The organism is Guopingia tenuis (assembly GCF_014384805.1).
GTDB classification, from domain to species: domain Bacteria; phylum Bacillota; class Clostridia; order Christensenellales; family Christensenellaceae; genus Guopingia; species Guopingia tenuis.
The window spans coordinates 87881-103879 of the sequence record NZ_JACRSS010000002.1 but is presented as its reverse complement, the minus strand read 5'-3'; the positions used below and the strand labels follow the sequence as shown (position 1 = coordinate 103879).

At 57.1% G+C, this 15999-nt stretch carries 13 protein-coding genes; 10 read left to right on the top strand and 3 right to left on the bottom strand.

From position 1 onward, the window contains the following. The first annotated feature begins 50 nt into the window (after positions 1-50). Entirely contained in the window at positions 51-1493 is a 1443-nt protein-coding gene (locus tag H8693_RS05645; RefSeq protein ID WP_249280181.1) for a DnaD domain protein, read from the top strand. After that, positions 1474-2430, top strand: coding sequence for an ATP-binding protein (locus H8693_RS05640; protein ID WP_249280180.1), 957 nt, complete (start codon positions 1474-1476; stop codon positions 2428-2430). Before H8693_RS05645 ends, H8693_RS05640 begins: the two co-directional genes overlap by 20 nt. Before the next feature lie 481 nt (positions 2431-2911). On the opposite strand, the gene H8693_RS05635 is transcribed toward H8693_RS05640, so the two are convergent. Further along, on the bottom strand, positions 2912-4345 hold the full coding sequence (locus H8693_RS05635; protein ID WP_249280179.1) for an MBL fold metallo-hydrolase: 1434 nt from the start codon (positions 4343-4345) through the stop codon (positions 2912-2914). Between the two features lie 200 nt (positions 4346-4545). On the opposite strand from H8693_RS05635, the gene H8693_RS05630 reads away from it, so the two are divergent. Further along, complete coding sequence (locus H8693_RS05630; protein WP_249280178.1) at positions 4546-4782, top strand: hypothetical protein; 237 nt, start codon at positions 4546-4548, stop codon at positions 4780-4782. Positions 4783-4904: 122 nt separating this feature from the next. Here the strand turns inward: H8693_RS05630 and H8693_RS05625 are convergent, their stop codons facing one another. Continuing rightward, positions 4905-6566 carry an outer membrane protein assembly factor BamB family protein gene (locus H8693_RS05625; RefSeq protein ID WP_249280177.1) on the bottom strand — a complete coding sequence of 554 codons (1662 nt, stop codon included), beginning with the start codon at positions 6564-6566 and terminating at the stop codon, positions 4905-4907. Between the two features lie 809 nt (positions 6567-7375). Here H8693_RS05625 and tilS point away from each other — a divergent pair. The 5 genes from tilS (at position 7376) to H8693_RS05600 (ending at position 12900) form a co-directional block, all read left to right on the top strand. Then, entirely contained in the window at positions 7376-8797 is a 1422-nt protein-coding gene (tilS, locus tag H8693_RS05620) for a tRNA lysidine(34) synthetase TilS (protein ID WP_249280176.1), read from the top strand. Beyond that, a complete protein-coding gene (hpt, locus tag H8693_RS05615; protein WP_178620548.1) occupies positions 8781-9317 on the top strand; it encodes a hypoxanthine phosphoribosyltransferase in 537 nt (178 codons plus the stop codon). Before tilS ends, hpt begins: the two co-directional genes overlap by 17 nt. 54 nt (positions 9318-9371) lie before the next feature. Then, positions 9372-11450 (top strand): ATP-dependent zinc metalloprotease FtsH, encoded by a 2079-nt coding sequence (ftsH, locus tag H8693_RS05610; RefSeq protein ID WP_249280175.1) that lies wholly within the window; start codon positions 9372-9374, stop codon positions 11448-11450. Positions 11451-11578: 128 nt separating this feature from the next. After that, positions 11579-12163 (top strand): DUF3267 domain-containing protein, encoded by a 585-nt coding sequence (locus H8693_RS05605; protein WP_249280174.1) that lies wholly within the window; start codon positions 11579-11581, stop codon positions 12161-12163. Between the two features lie 77 nt (positions 12164-12240). Beyond that, positions 12241-12900 carry a hypothetical protein gene (locus H8693_RS05600; protein ID WP_249280173.1) on the top strand — a complete coding sequence of 220 codons (660 nt, stop codon included), beginning with the start codon at positions 12241-12243 and terminating at the stop codon, positions 12898-12900. On the opposite strand, the gene H8693_RS05595 is transcribed toward H8693_RS05600, so the two are convergent. Continuing rightward, entirely contained in the window at positions 12855-13694 is an 840-nt protein-coding gene (locus tag H8693_RS05595; protein ID WP_249280172.1) for a DegV family protein, read from the bottom strand. The two genes, H8693_RS05600 and H8693_RS05595, sit on opposite strands and share 46 nt — an antisense overlap. Before the next feature lie 324 nt (positions 13695-14018). Here H8693_RS05595 and H8693_RS05590 point away from each other — a divergent pair, with 324 nt between their 5' ends. Then, on the top strand, positions 14019-14945 hold the full coding sequence (locus H8693_RS05590) for a class II fructose-bisphosphate aldolase (RefSeq protein WP_249280171.1): 927 nt from the start codon (positions 14019-14021) through the stop codon (positions 14943-14945). Between the two features lie 15 nt (positions 14946-14960). Continuing rightward, the gene (locus tag H8693_RS05585) at positions 14961-15899 is read left to right on the top strand and encodes a 1-phosphofructokinase family hexose kinase (RefSeq protein WP_249280170.1); all 939 of its coding nucleotides are present in this window, start codon (positions 14961-14963) and stop codon (positions 15897-15899) included. The last annotated feature ends 100 nt before the right edge of the window (positions 15900-15999 follow it).

Here is a 15999-nt window from a genome sequence, read left to right as displayed (position 1 = left end):
GTTTTTCCGCAAAAAGGAGCGGCGGACGCGCTCCGGTTGGAGGAAGAAGATTGATTACATTTGATGCGGCGGCGCTTCGCATGGTCGCCATTCCGCGGGACGCGGCGGAAAAGCTGCTGGCTGCGCCCCCGGCCTGCGCCAAGGTGTATCTTTATGGCCTGGTGCGTCAAAAGGCAGAAATAGACGAAATGGCGGCGGAGCTGCACCTATCCAAAAACCAGGTGCAGGAGGCGGTGGACGCCCTTTTGGAGGCCGGCCTTTGGGCTTCGGAAGGGGCGGCGTTTTCCTATGCCCTTCCTGCGGCGGAGTGCCGGGAAACGAATCCGGCGCTTTATGAGGACGCGGCCTTTAACGCCATGCTTCAGGCGCTTTTTACCGACCGGGAGCTGTCTTATCAGGAATATCAGGTTTTTTATGAGTGCATCGATGTCTATGGCCTGCCTAAGCCCGTGGTTCTCATGCTGGCGGAATATATGATTACGCTTTCCCGGGCGAAAAACCGGGTTTCCATCGCGGCCATTCGGGATAAGGCCCGAGAATGGGCGCGGGAAGGCGTGGATACCATCGAGCGGGCGCAGGAGCGCATGGAGGAGGGCGGAAGCAACGCGGATGCCGCCCGGCAGATCTTGAAAGCCCTGAAAATTCGCCGTCTCCCCACGGACGAAGAGGAAAAGCTCTATGATAAATGGGTCCGGGAATGGGGCTTCTCTTTTGGCGGCATCATGGCGGCAACGGCGGCCATGACAAAAGTGCAGTATCCCAACATGAAATACCTGGACGGTATCCTGAAAAACCTGCATCGGCAGGGCAAGCTCACCGCCAAGGATATCAACGAACATTTTGCCCGAACCGAGGAAACCGGCGAGGCCATCAAAGAGCTGCTGATGGCCCTGGGCGCGCCGCGGCTGACCATCACGGCGGAGGCCCGGGAAAAATACATGAAATGGAAAAATATGGGATTTTCTCAGGGGGCGCTTTGCTTTGCCTGTGCCTATGCGGCCCGGCAGGGCGCGGCGAACCTGGAATATGTGGATAAACTGCTGATCGGATGGGCCAGCAAAAGGCTCTTTTCAGAAGAGGGCATTCAGGAATACCTGGCCGCCCGGGAGGAAAAGCGGGGCAGGATTCAGGCAATGCTGGAACAGGCTGGCCTGAAAAAACAGGTGACCCGGGGGGATGAGGCCGTCTATGACCGCTTCACCGGAAAATACGGCATGAACGACGAAGTCATCGGCTATGCCGCCCAGTGCGCCTGCGGTTTGGCGGCCCCCCTGAAGGCGATGGAGAAGATGCTCTCCCGCTGGCAGGCGGCGGGGGTAAAGAGCCTGGCGGATGCCCGGCGGGAAGACGAGGCGTTCCGCGCCTTTGCCGGAAGGGACGGCAAAAAAGGCAATCCCATGATGGAGCGCAACTATACGCTGGAGGAGCTGCGGGGAAAAATTAAGGATTCCCTGGAGGAAATGGAGGAGCAGGATGGCGGAAACCCTGTATGATATTTTTGGCGAATACGACGCCCGGCGCGGACATGCGGAACGGACGGCCCAGGCGGCCCGGGAGGAGGCGTTTTCCCGCTCGCCGCGTCTGCGGGAGCTGCTGGAAGCCCGGCAGGATGTGCTGTTAAGCCAGCTAAGGGAAGTTTTGCAGCACCCGTCGGACAAGGCGGCCATTCAGGCGCGGACGGAAGCACAGGTGAAGCGGCTGAATGAGCAGATCCGCCGGGAAGCCGGGGATGCCGGCATTTCCCTTTCCGCCCTGGAACCCCAATTCCGCTGCCCGGACTGCCGGGATACCGGCCTTTTGGGGGAGGGGCGGGAAAAGCGCCTTTGTCCCTGCCTGAAGGAGCAGGTCTATGTCCGGGTGCTGGGCGGAGAGGAGATTGCCCGGCTGGAAGGCGGCGCGGAGGCTTTTGACGAGAGCATTTTTTCCGAGACATCCGGCGCCCGGGAGCAGATCCGCAAGATTCGCCGGTTTATGGAGGGGTATGCGGCGAAATATCCGGAAAATCCTCATAGCACTATGGTGCTGCTGGGGAAAGCGGGGCTGGGGAAGAGCTTCATGCTGGCCTATCTGGCCAAAGAGCTGCAAAAAAAGGAGTGGGATATTCTCTATATCCGCTCGGGGAGCCTGTTTGGGCTGTTTCACCGGCACCGGCTGGGGGAATTTTCCCGCGTCGATCTCATTTATGACGCGGCGGTTTTGCTGATCGACGACCTGGGAACCGAGCCGGTTACGCAAAACGTGACCCGGGAATATTTCTTTGAACTGCTGGAGCGGCGGCAGGCCGCCGGACGGCTTACGGCGCTGGCCACCAATCTGGATGAAACCATGCTGAAGGCTCGCTATGGCGAGCGCGTTTTCTCCCGCCTGTTTGACTGCCAGAAGAGGGAGTTGATCCGGTTCGCGGGGGAGGATCTTCGCCTGCGCCGCTGACCTACTTTCTTTTTAAAGAAAGTAGGTAAAGAAATTTTATGACTGGGATACAAAAAAACTTATAATTGCAGCAGCTGCCGAAAAAGTGTCATTCCCCATATTCGCGGGTGTTTTCTTAAAAAGAAAACTGGCAAAGAAAAGCTAAGTCTGGTACTGCGCAATTCCTGCTGCCGCAAATATCTCCCTACACATACGTTTTCCATAGGATAAGCCGGCGGTGAAACCCGCCTTTTATTATGCAGAAATTACGCCTATAGAAGAGGGGCGGCGGCATAGCTTTCCAATGTCCGCTTTGCTCTGGCGGCCAGGGCGGGAAAATGCAAAACCATCCTGCCGGAAACAGAAAAAAAGAACAATACTGCGCAAAAAACCGCTGATTCCAGCGGTTTTTTGCTTGAAATATGGCAGAATAACAATGCAAGAATTTGCGTTAGCAGTCTTTTGGCGTCTGTCCGTACTTGCCTGTGCCGCTGCCGGGTTTCTATTCAATTTCCAGGGGCTTTGCCGCGCCGTGGCCGCCGATGAGGAGCCAGGAGCCGGGGGACAGAAGGGAGAATATCTCCTCCCGCTCGGCCTTTGCCATGGCGGGATCGGTATCCACGCTGGTCATGAGATAGGGCGCCAGGCGGTTGAAATCCAGCTGTTCGGGGGAAAACCCCTTGATATTCACATAGATATCCCCCGTGAACACCAGCCGGAGCTGTTTTTCCACCAGGACCGTTTCCCCTAGGCAGTGCCCGCCGCGGCCCTCATAAACGTCAAAATGCATCCCGGCGAAGGAAAAGGCGCCGATGGCATCCAGATGCTCTGTTGCGGGGGTGCGGGGGCCGCCGATGGGCCGCATGGAATCCAGGGATGGGGGCGTATACCGGGAGAGAATTTTGCTGATGCGGATATAGGGGGCGTGGAGAGGATTTTCCTCCCGCAGATTGCGCCGGCCGGCGGCCTCCCGGACAAAATTTTCCCGGGAAGATGCCGAAAGATAGACGGCGGGAAAATCATCCGCCAGGCCGCAGTGATCCACGTCGGCATGGGTGAGGAACAGCGCCCGTTTCCGCTCCATAAACCCGGGGAACAGCTCCTTGAGACATTGCAGGTTTTCTTCGCGATAGCAGGAAAAGCCGCTGTCGATTGCCAAAAGCTGTCCGTCCTTTTCCAGCACGCAGGTGTTGCTGCCGCAGGGCGGCTCCAAAAGCGTGAGGGAGACGCCTTCTTTCAGAGAATAGCGGGAGATGCGGGGATGGTAGGCCGCCCCTTTATATTCCCGGAGCAGCTCGGCGAACCGCCCAATCGTCTCAAAGGTTTTATAGGGTGGGTTATGCGACTGATCCAGGAGTTCCATCACCCGGTTGGACTGCACCAGCAGCTTGGCTTTATCCCGCTTGGAGAGGCCGACGCGCTCTGCGATGCGGTTGGCGAAGGAAATATAGAAAACTGTATTGTCCAGGTTTTTTTCAGTTTCGTCGTATTGCAGAATGGAAATTTCGCAGAGGTCGGAGGCCTGGCGGATGAAGGCGGAAATGGCTTGGCTGTTTTCCACCAGAAGGCCCATGCGGAACCGCTGCGGCCCGCCTTTTTCAGCCTGATAGCGGATATAGGAGATGTTGAAAGAAAACTGATGGATGAGGCGCAGGACGGGAAGCACGCTCCCTGGGGCGTCCCGGAGCAGGAATTCCATCAGGATTACGCTTCCCGCGGGCTTGTCTGTCAGAAGATAGCCATGCGCGAGAAGCCGGCGGGTTGCCTCATGGAGAACCGCCTCTTCGCCCTCGGCTTCGATGAAGAGCATGTGGGCGTCGATGGACTTATTATAGCTGACCCGGGTAATGTTGAGCCCCAGGGAGGAGATGATCTCGCTGGCCCGGAGAAAGGCGCCCGCCCGGTCGGGCAGGGATGTAACATAGGTTTTTTTCATGACAGGCCTCCTGTGCGCCGGTGCTGCGGCGGGGACGATATATCCGTTCTGCAATGCCGCTTTCCTCGCGGACTTTCGCGCAGCAAAGCGGAAGAACACAGCCGGTTTTCGGGAACAGCAGCAGTCCGCCGCCCGCCAGCCTGGAGATGACGGAGATACGATAACAGCCGATGCCGTTTTCCCGGAGCAGGGGCGCGGAAATGCCGGCATCGGCCGGAATCCATATGTCCCGGCCCTCCTGTCTGGTCAGTCTGCGGATCAACGCCCCAGGGGGAACCGGCGGCAGAGAGCGGTGGGAGAAATACTCCGCGGGAACGATATCGGCAGACGCGGGAACGATATCGGCAGACGCGGGAAATTCTGCATACCCATCTGCCGATGGAGCCGGGGCAGGGCCGGAGATCCGGTATTTACTGCCCTGGCGGCCGGAAATATAGCCATCCGGGCGAGGCTGGCGGTCTTTTTTCCCCGGGCAGCGGGCGTATTTGTGCCGCCGCGGGAAACAAGGGGTTTTTGTCAGTCTGCCCTGTTCCGGAAAAACGTATGCGGCCGGGCGGCGTTACCGCAGCCGGATGCCGAAAATTTTCTGCCCCCGGGTGCCCACAACAATGGTATTTTCAAATACCGCCGGGGTGGCCTCAATGTTGCTCCCCAGCGCCATACGGTCGAGGATTTCGCCGGTGGCGCCGTCGATGAGATAGAGGTTGCCCACGCTGTCGCCCTGGACGATAACGGCATTGCCGTTTTCGTCGTAAACCGCGACGGGCGAGCTCCAGGCATAGCGCTTGAGCTTTGTGCGCCAGACCTCCCGCCCGGTCTGCTTGTCGAGGGCGACAAGGATGCCGGCACGGACCTGCGGTGTGCGCGCCACGGGGAAGATGACCAGATCTTCAATATTGCTGCCGGGACGCCCCACGGCGCAGGTGGCCTGGATGCCGCCGGAGATCCCGGCAATGGTGTTGCAGAAATAGGTCCGCCGCCATACATATTCGCCGGTGACGGCGTTGATTTTGAAAATGGGAACGTCTGCCAGCTTGAGGCGCGGGCTGGCTGTCCAGTGCAGCGAGGTGGCAATATAGAGATAGGGGACGCCGCCTTCAATGGAGAGGACGGGCGAACCGTTGGTGTCGTCGGCCACGTCCTGCGCCCAGACCACCTCCATGGTATTTATATTGATGCAGAGGAGATTGCCGCCGTTATCCGCAATATATAAGTAGTTTTTCCAGGCGACGGCGCTGTCCTCCATCCCCAGCCAATAGCTCTCCTCGCTGGAACGGCTGGTGGAATAGCGCAGCTTGACCCGCTCGCTGGGCTGGATGGTGAGCTTGCCCAGTACGGGATCAAAGGCCGTGTTCAGCTTCATGGTATAGAGAATGCCGTTTTCCCCCGGCTCAATGAGGGTGTCCGTGGCCTCATGGAAGAGGGGAGAGCTGTCAAACCCATGGAATTTGCGCAGGGCGAAGGGGTCGCGCCCGCCATATTCCAGGAGCTTTTCCCCGTCCGTCAGGCTATAGAGGTAGGCCCGGGCATAGAGATCCTCCGAAGGGCCGGAATCCCCGGGGCCGAGATGCAGCAACGGCAGAGAGGGATGCAGCGCCCCCGCCCCCTTGAAGGGCAGACCGACGCTGATGGGTGCGCGGGTGAGGGAACCGTCCTCGATATCCAGGAAATAGACGTTGCCATCCATGGTGGAATAGACGGCTTCCACCAATCCCTTTTTGCCCTTTTTCGCCGGGGTCAGATTCATGGCACGTTTCATCTCATCGCTCCAGCGGACGATCAGGGGCTGGCCTGTCCAGCCGCTGCCCGTCCAGAAACCATGGCCATAGCCCTTTTCCAGCCGTCCAGTATCAAAATCCCAGGAACGGCCGAATTTCCGCGCCCGCAGAGTGGCGGTTCCATAGGCGCCGCCGCTTCGGAAGTTGTCTCCCCGAAAGGTGACAATCCCCTCCATATCTGTATAGGGCTGTTCCGGGTCAAAATAGATGGACTCGGAGCGGGAATAGCTTTCCACCCGCTCTCCGTTTACCTCCAGTTCGGCGCGGATGCCCAGCCGCTCGGGCTTTGTCAGCTCGGTGGCATGGGGGAGATCCCAGCCCAGAGTCTCTTCCGAAGGCTCATAGGCGAACAGATGGGTGAACTTGCGGAAAAGCCGCAGAAACGCCAGCACGAAAGTGTCCAGCGCCATCATAAAAATTCGGAATATTCGGCTTGTTTTCAAAACGGTATACCTCGCAGTTTTAATGGCTCCCGCAAAGAAGGCATAAAGAAAAAGCCCTGGGCAGCCAAGTTTTTTCGTGCTATTAGTATACCACATTTCTCCAAAATCCGCACCTCGCCGACGCAGCGCTTTCCCGCGGAGCCGGGGAGGGGATGCATCGCCCGGCAGGTATGCCGGGAGGAAGCACGAATGCGGCGTATATCTGCCGGTATCCGCTGGCAGGGACGGCAATCCGCTGCTGGATGGGAAAATACGGCGGCAGTGGGAATCCGGCCCGGCGGAACAGATGGCATGTTCCTGCGGCGGGGATCATCACGCAATTCCCGAATGGATTCCCACATGGGATACAAGATGAAGGGCGCGGGCCCATTTGAGATTGCGAAAGCCCGATCCGGACGGAACCAGCCGGACAGGCTTTTATCCGGCCGGGCGGCCCTCCCCGTATTTGCAGATGGTCCCTGCCCGCGGGAAAATGCCGGGCGGGGGCGAATAAAACGCCGAAAAGATTTTGGCTGGCGAAAAAGGCCGTCCGCCGAGGGGAAATAGAAATGGCAGGCGAAAGATTGCCGGGCGGGGACGAATAAAACGCCGAAAGGAGTTTACACTGGCGAAAAAGGCCGTCCGCCGAGGGAAGATAGAAATGGCAGGCAAAAAATGCCGGGCGGGGGCGAATAAAACGCCGAAAAGATTTTGGCTGGCGAAAAAGGCCGTCCGCCGAGGACAAATATTAATAAAACCTTCATATGTTTGGCCTTGTAAAAAATAAAAAGACCCGGTACAATATGGTGGGTAAAGTGAAGGAAAGCGCAATGATACGGGATAAAATTGAAGAAACGATACAACAATACCGCCTGATCCTGCCTGGGGAACGCATCGGCGTGGCCGTGAGCGGCGGTGCCGATTCCATGGTTCTCCTGCATGTTCTGGAGAATCTGGCGCCCCGGCTGGGATTCTCCCTGATGGTTCTGCATTTTGAGCATGGCATCCGGGGGGCGGAGTCCCTGCGGGATATGGAGTTTGTCAAGGAGCAATGCGCTCTTAGGCAGCTGCCTCTGGCCGTGGGGCGGGGCAACGTTCCAAAAGAGGTCCGGGAGACGGGAGAAAGCCCGGAGGCTGTGGCCCGCCGGCAGCGGTATGCCTTTTTCCATGAGCAGAAGCAGGAGCAAAAGCTGGATAAAATCGCCGTGGCCCATCATAAGGACGACGGGGCGGAGACCTTTCTTCTGAATCTGATCCGCGGGAGCGGCATTTCCGGCCTCACGTCCATGAAAATCCGGCGCAGCCCGGGCATTATTCGGCCCATGATGGAGGTCACCCGGGAGGAGATACTGGAATATGCGCGCCGGAACAGCGTCGCATTTGTGGAGGATTCCTCCAACGCGTCGGCGGAATATTCCCGCAACTATGTCCGCAGCGAGATCCTGCCCCGGATGGCAAAGCTGAACCCGGCGGTGAGCCAGGCGATCATGCGTGCTTCCGAGCTGCTTTTGGAGGAGGATGCGGCTCTGGACACCTATACCGACCTGGAATATACCCGCTGCGTGCAGGAGAGGGGAGCAAGCCTGCTCATCGATCTGGCCGTGTTCAATGCGCTTTCTCTGGCCATCAAGCGCCGCGTGATCCGCAAGGGGCTTTCCCATCGCTATAGCCTGATCGATGTGGACAAAAACGCCGTGGACCGGATGATCGAACTGGCCCGCACGGGAAAGACCGGCAAATATTTCGCCCTTCAGGGCAAGTTTTTTGCCAGAGTGAGCTATAACGCATTGATTATTAGCGATAAAATGTATACAATAGAAAGGAATGGCTCTTTTTCCCTCCGGGAGACGGGGCCGACAGAGCTTTGGCCGGGCGAGATGCTGTTCCGGGAGCCGGTGGAACCTCCCCGGCAGTTTCCCGAAAAGAGCAGCCTGGTGCAGTTTGTCAACGGCGAGGCCCTGGAGGGGGCGGAGATCCGCACCCGCCGGGAGGGAGACCGCTTCTCGCCCTTTGGCGTTCATGGCTCCAAAAAGCTCAAGGACTGGATGATCGACCGGAAGATTCCCGCCGAAATGCGGGACGGCATCCCGCTGCTGGCGCGGGATGGGGAGGTGCTCTGGGTCATCGGCTATGGGCTGAGCGAAAAGCTGCGGGTGGGGGAAAATGCCCCGGCGGCCGAGCGGCTCTGCTATATTTTTAATCACGGGGGAAATGAAGAGGATGGAAAAGCAAGGCATGCTGATGGATATTGAAAAGACGCTTCTTGACGAGGCGGCGATTGGCAAACGGGTCCGCGAGCTGGCGGAGCAGATCGCGGCGGACTATGCGGGCAAGGATCTTTTGATGGTCTGCGTTTTAAACGGTGCGGCCGTGTTTTATATCGATCTTCTGATGGATATGCAGATTCCGCTGGAGATGAACTTTATCCGGGTTTCCAGCTATGGCGCGGGAACCGAATCCTCGGGCACTGTGCGCATCCTCTATGACCTGGAGGCGGATATTACGGACAAACATGTTCTGATTGTGGAGGACATCATTGATTCAGGGCGCACGTTAAAGCGGCTTTCCAAGCTCCTGAAGGAGCGGGGCGCGGCCAGCGTAAAGTGCTGCTGCCTGCTGGATAAGCCCTCCCGCCGGGCGGTGGAGATGCAGGCGGACTACGTCGGATTCTCCGTGCCGGATGAGTTTCTTGTGGGCTATGGCCTGGATTACAATGGGAAATACCGCAATCTCCGGTTTATCGGAACGCTCAAGCCGGAAATTTATGAATAAAAGGTGCACATCCGGTGTACGTTTATGTATAGGAAAAGAAGGAGGAAAAGCTGATTGAAGAAAGCATTGCGGGGCCCTCTTGTCTATGTGGCGATCATTCTCGCCATCGTGCTTCTGACGTCGTCCTTTGGGGCGCTGGGCAACACGGATAAGAGGGAACTTGGCTATACAGATTTTATGACTCAGGTGAAGGAGGGGAAATTCTCCAAAATCACGGTTGTCGGCTATAATGCCTATGGCATGCTGAAGGAGGGATCTTCCGTTCAGAACGCCGCGGAATTCCCGGAAAGCCACGACTACCGGACCTATATCCCTTCCCTTTTGCAGTTTGACAACGATTTGAAGTCGATTTTGGGCGCCCAGGATGCCACCGAGTTTGGCATTGCGGTTACCTATGAGCCGACGCCGGAGCCTTCCTTCTTCGTGCAGCTGCTGCCCTATCTCATCCCCATTGCCCTCTTGGCGGTGCTCTGGTATTTCATGATGCGCCAGTCTCAGGGTGGCGGCAAAACCATGAGCTTTGCCAAGAGCCGGGCCAAGATGACCATGGGCGAGCAGACCGGCAAGACCTTTGCCGATGTGGCCGGAGCGGATGAGGAAAAGGAAGAGCTTTCCGAAATCGTGGATTTCCTGCGCAATCCCCGGCGGTTTACCCAGTTCGGCGCTCGGATCCCCAAGGGCGTGCTGCTGGTCGGCCCTCCCGGCGGCGGCAAGACGCTGCTGGCAAAGGCCGTGGCCGGCGAAGCCAAGGTGCCGTTTTTCAGCATCTCGGGTTCGGACTTTGTGGAAATGTTTGTGGGTGTGGGCGCGGCGCGCGTCCGCGACCTGTTTGAAAGCGCCAAGAAAAACGCCCCGAGCATCATATTCATCGATGAAATCGATGCTGTGGGCCGGCAGCGCGGCGCGGGCCTGGGCGGCGGCCACGATGAGCGCGAACAGACCTTAAACCAGCTCCTGGTGGAGATGGACGGCTTTATGGTCAACGAGGGCATCATCGTCATGGCGGCCACCAACCGTGTGGATATTCTGGACCCGGCGCTGCTCCGGGCCGGCCGGTTTGACCGGCAGGTCTATGTGAGCTATCCGGATGTCAAGGGCCGGGAGGCTATCCTGCGCGTCCATTCCAAGGGCAAGCCGCTGGGGCCGGATGTGGATCTTTCCGTGTTGGCGAAGATGACGGTGGGCTTTATTGGAGCCGACTTGGAAAATATTATGAATGAGGCGGCCATTCTGACGGCCCGCCGCGGCAAAAAGCAGATCGGCATGAGCGAGATCGAAGAAGCCGTCACCAAGGTCATGATGGGGCCGGAGAAGAAGAGCCGCGTCATGAGCGAACGGGATAAGGAGATTACGGCCTATCATGAAGTGGGCCACGCCATCTGCGCCAAGGTGCTGCCCCACTGCGACGATGTCCATGAAGTTTCCATCATCCCCCGGGGCATGGCGGCAGGCTACACCATGACGCTGCCGGAAAAGGACGAGAACCACTATTTCCGCTCCAAGATGCTGGATGAGATCGCCATGATGCTGGGCGGACGCTCGGCGGAAAAGCTGGTGCTGGGAGATATAACCACCGGCGCTTCCAACGATATCGAGCGGGCGACCAAAATGGCCCGGGGCATGGTTGTGAAATACGGCATGAGCGACCAGATTGGCCCCATCTTCCATGGCGGAGACCAGGAGGTGTTCCTGGGCAAGGAACTGGGCCATTCCCGGGATTACAGCGAGGAGGTCGCCAGCGAGATTGACGGCGAGATCCGGCGGATCATCAGCGAATGCTATGAAAAATCCCAGGAGATCCTCCGGGAGCATATGGATCAGCTGCATCATATCTCAAAAGTCCTGATGGAGCGGGAAAAGATCACCGGCGAAGAGTTTGAGATTCTGTTTGCCGGCGGGGAGCTTCCCGAGAAGCCCCAGCAGAGTGAGCTTCCCCCGCAGGATTCCCCCCAGGAGCCCATGGCGGGCAGCGGGGAGCCCAGCGAAAGCCTGGAAGGCGGGGAAGGGAATGAACCGCCCCGGCAGCCCCAGGAGCAGGAGGTGGAGACGACGCAGCCCCACCATATCCCCCAGCAGCCGGCGGGCGGCCAGGCCGAACCGACCGGGCAGGGCGAGATGAAGGATAAATCCTGACAAGAGCCGGAAGATAAAAAAGAAATGAAAAAAGCCGTCCGAAACCTTGTGTTCCGGGCGGCTTTTTGTTATGCTTTTTTTAATCAACTTCGCTCTTTTCCCCAAAATCCCATAAAATAGGAGGGCGCATGAAAAGCTCCTTAACACTTCCGGATGGATATGAAATGGTTCGCACCGTTGACCTGCAAAAGGATAAAAAAACGATGATTTTTGTGCAGGTGTTTTCCCTGCTGCTTCTGATCGCCATGGCGGCGGCAGGGGCTCTATGGGGGCCGGGTATTTCTGCGCTGGTGGAGGCCAAATGGAAGCTGCTGGTTTTGGCGGCGGGCTACATCGCCTATATTATCCTGCATGAGCTGACGCATGGGGTGTTTATGCGGATCTTCAGCAGGGCAAAGGTGAACTATGGGTTTACAGGGATATATGCATTTGCCGGAAGCAGCGCGTATTTTGGAAAGGCGGCTTATATCGTCATCGCACTGGCCCCGGTGGTATTTTGGGGGCTGGTTCTGCTGGGGCTGAACTGCCTTTTGGACGCTTCCTGGTTCTGGGTCATATATGGCGTGCAGATTGGAAATATCTCCGGGGCGGCAGGGGACATATATGTGACCTGTCTGCTTTGCCGGATGCCCGCTTCCCTATGCGTACAGGATTCGGGAACGGATATGCGGATCTATGCTCCCGCGCAAAAGACCGGGGAACCCCTGGGATAAAGACCGGAACAGGGGAGCAAGCGGCAGACGCCGCCGGCATTTCTTGCGTATCGATATGCTGATTTTTGTCAGAAGCTATGGACGATTTGATGGATTCGCCGGCGGGATGGGGAAGGGAGACAGGCTGTCGCCGGGATGGTCTGTTCCTGAAAATTTTGCTGGAATATGCGCGGCACAATCCTGCCGTCTCTTCTGTTTTTAAAAAAGCGGACAAAAAGATTTCGGAAGGACGGAAAAAGGCGCAGATGTTTTGGCAAGGGGAAATACTGCCGGGCAGCCGAAATATTTTTCTCCTTCCTTTTTGTTTGGAGAACGAAAAAACTGTCCGCGGCAGAGGTGGGAACCAGCGGGAGAAAGCAGACCCCAGTCGTAAAATTTCTTTGTTCCCTTTCTTTTTAAAGAAAGGGAGGTCTTTGCAAGTAAGAAAAACGCCGCCAGTCCGCGGCAGAGGTGGAACCCAGCGGGAGAAAGCAAACCCCAGTCGTGAAGTTTCTTTGTTTCCTTTCTTTTTAAAGAAAGGGAGGTCTTTGCAAGTAAGAAAAACGCCGCCAGTCCGCGGCAGAGGCGGAACCCAGTGGGAGAAAGCAGACCCCAGTCGTGAAGTTTCTTTGCCCGCTTTCTTTTTAAAGAAAGCGGGGGAAACGCGACAAAACGCCGCATTTCCCCCGAAAGAAACCGCAACCCGCGCGGTTTATTTGCGTTTGAAAAGAATCCCCAGCGTGTTGGGCCCGCAGTGATTGGATACCGTACACCCGGCGTCAGTCTCCAGAATTTCTTCAAACTGGGCGTATTTTTCCACGAGACTGCGCACCATATCGACGGTTTCTCTCTGGCAGGTGGTATGGGTGATAAAAATGCGGCTGTAGTCGATATCTTCCCGCTCGGCCAGACGGTCCTTTACATAGTGCTTGAGACAGCGGTCAAAGGAACCGCGGTATTTTTTGCCGACATCCATCTTGCCCCCAACGACCTCGATGCAGGGCTTGATCCGCAGCAGCTTGGCGCCCCCCGCCGTAATGGCAGAACAGCGCCCGCCCCGGCGCAGATAGCCCAGCTGGTCGATGACGAAGCTGGCGTCCACCTTGGGAACTGTCTCCAAAAGAGCCTGATAGATGGCTTCGGCCGCCATGCCCTTCTGCGCCATCTGCGCTGCGTCCAAAACCAGATGGCCGCTGCCTGTGGAAAGGTTGCGGGAATCGATGACATAGACATTTTCCAGCCGGGAAGCCGCCTGGCAGGCATTTTGATAGCAGGAAGAAAATTCCGCGCTGATGCAGATATGGATGACGGCGTCATAGGAGGCGAGATATCCGCGGAAGGTTTCCTCATAGGTAAAGGCGTTGACGGCGCTGGTCCGGCAGGCCTTTTTTTCCTCTTCCACATAGCGGAAGAGATCGGCGGGCGTAATGTTCACGCCGTCGAGATATGTCTGCTCCTCCACGACGATCCCCAGGGGAACGAGAGAGATACCGTATTCCTGCAAAAGAGCGGGAGAGAGGTCACAGGTGCTGTCCGCGCTGATTTTAATCATTCGAGTTGCCTCCGGATTGTATAAAGATGGTATAAAAAATATTATACATGTTTTTGGGGAACCAGGCAACACAAATTCTCACGAAAGGGAAAGGAAATGCAGGAGATTGGACCCGGCCGGCATGCAGAGAGAGCGGCGTCAAACTATATAAGAAAATGGCTATAAAGGAGATAGAAAAACACTATTTTTCTTATGGAAAAAAGCGCGATATAATAGTAGCAGAGAAAAATGGCGGAAGGAAAGCCGTTTTCCATCAAAATATGCTATACTGGATGTAAATTCATCAAAACTGCATTCCCTGAAAAGGAAAAAGGAGAAAAGATTATGCCGTTACGCGACCCGAAAGAACTTTATGCTGACGCTCTCAAAAATCACTATGCCCTTATTGCCTGCAATGTGGCCGATATGGAGATGCTCCAAGCCGTCATCGGTGCGGCAGAGGCCGAGCGTTCCCCGGCCTTTGTCATGGTATCCATGGGGGCCCGGAAATATGTGAAGGATTTCCCCAAATTCATTCAGGCTGCCAAGCTCTATCTGGAGGACAGCTCCGCGCCGCTGGTGCTGCATCACGACCACTGCCAGACCGTGGAGGACTGCAACAGCGCTGTGGATGCGGGAATGCAGTCGGTGATGTTTGACGGTTCGCACCATGATTTTGAAACGAATATCGCCCTGACCCGGCAGGTGGCGGATTATGCGCATGCCCATGGCGTCATTGTGGAGGCCGAGCTGGGAAGCCTGCCCGGCTTTGAGGACGAAGTATTCGCGGAAAACGCCGTGTATACCGACCCTTCCAAGGTGTGCGAGTTTATCGAGCGCAGCGGGTGTGACAGCCTGGCGATCGCCGTGGGGACGACGCACGGCGGCGTGAAGGGCGACGACTATCTGCCCATGGATATGGAGCGGGTCAAGGAGATCACCCGGGTTGTGGGGGACTATCCCCTGGTGCTCCATGGGGGCGCGTCTCTGCCGCCCGAACTGATTGCCGCCTGCAACGCCGAGGGCGGGCAGGTGGAATATATGCGCAACTGCAGCGAAGCGTCCATCGCCGAAGCGTCGAAATACGGCGTATGCAAGGTAAATTCGGATGTGGATAACTTCCTCTGCTACACCACGGCCATCCGCAAATTCTTCCGGGAGAGCCCGGCGGTCTATGACCCGCGCAAATATCTCACGCTGGCCCGGGATGCTTTCCAGAAGGAAGTGCAGCACAAAATGCGCAACGTGGTAAACAGCGCCGGCCGCTATTAAAAAAGGAGAAGGGAAATGATTCGTGCGTTATGCCTGAACCCCATCATCGACCGGACCTATTATATCGACGATTATCAGGTGGGGAAAAAATTCATGGAAATTCCATCCGTCTGCTCCGCCGGCGGCAAAGGGGTCAACAGCGCCCGGGTAATGGCCCAGATGGGCGAGCCCTGCGTGCTCTATGCCTTTGTGGGCGGCGCGACGGGGCAGATGATCGTCCAGGATATGGAGAGCTATGGTGTCGAAGGCGTCTATTTTGAAACGCGGGGAGAGACGCGCACCGCCATTGACATTATCGATGCAAGAAACGGGCGGGAAACAGAGATCGTCGAGCCCGGGGAAGAAATCACCAAAGAAGAGGAACAGGCGTTTTTTGACCGTTTAGAGGAGGATCTGCGCCCGGGAGATATTGTCATTTGTTCGGGCATCCGCATGCCGGGGATGGAATTGAGCGTCTTTGGCGAGCTGGCCCGGCTGGCGGAAAGAAAAGGTGCGCTCTGCGCCCTGGATGTGGACAGCAAATACTTTGCCAGCTCGTTCCCGGCAAAATATTTCTATGCCAAGCCGAACCTGACGGAACTCAAACGGGCCTTTGGAATCCAGGGCGAGCTTACGGACAAGGATATGCCCGCGCTGGCGAAAAAAGTGGCGGAACTGGGTGTGGAAACCTTCATGATCTCCCAGGGCGGCCAGGGAAGCCTGCTGTTCACCGGGGAGGGCATCTTCAAGGCGCGCATTCCCAAGGTCAATGCCGTCAATACCATCGGCAGCGGCGACAGCACGGTGGCGGGCTTCTGCATTGGCCGCGCCCGGGGGCTTTCGGTGCTGGAATGCGCTCGGCTGGCCATGGCCTGCGGCATCTCCAACGCCATGCACAGCCAGGTGGGCTTTGTGGAAAAAGACCAGGTGGAGGAGCTTATGGAGCGCGTCACCATCGAAGCGTTTGAGGGATAACCAGACCTTGGGGGACTTCCCCCAAAAGTCCCCCAAACCCCTTAAAACTTTGGCAGACGCGTCAGCATCTGCGGAGGGGATAAATAAAACAGCCATGAAG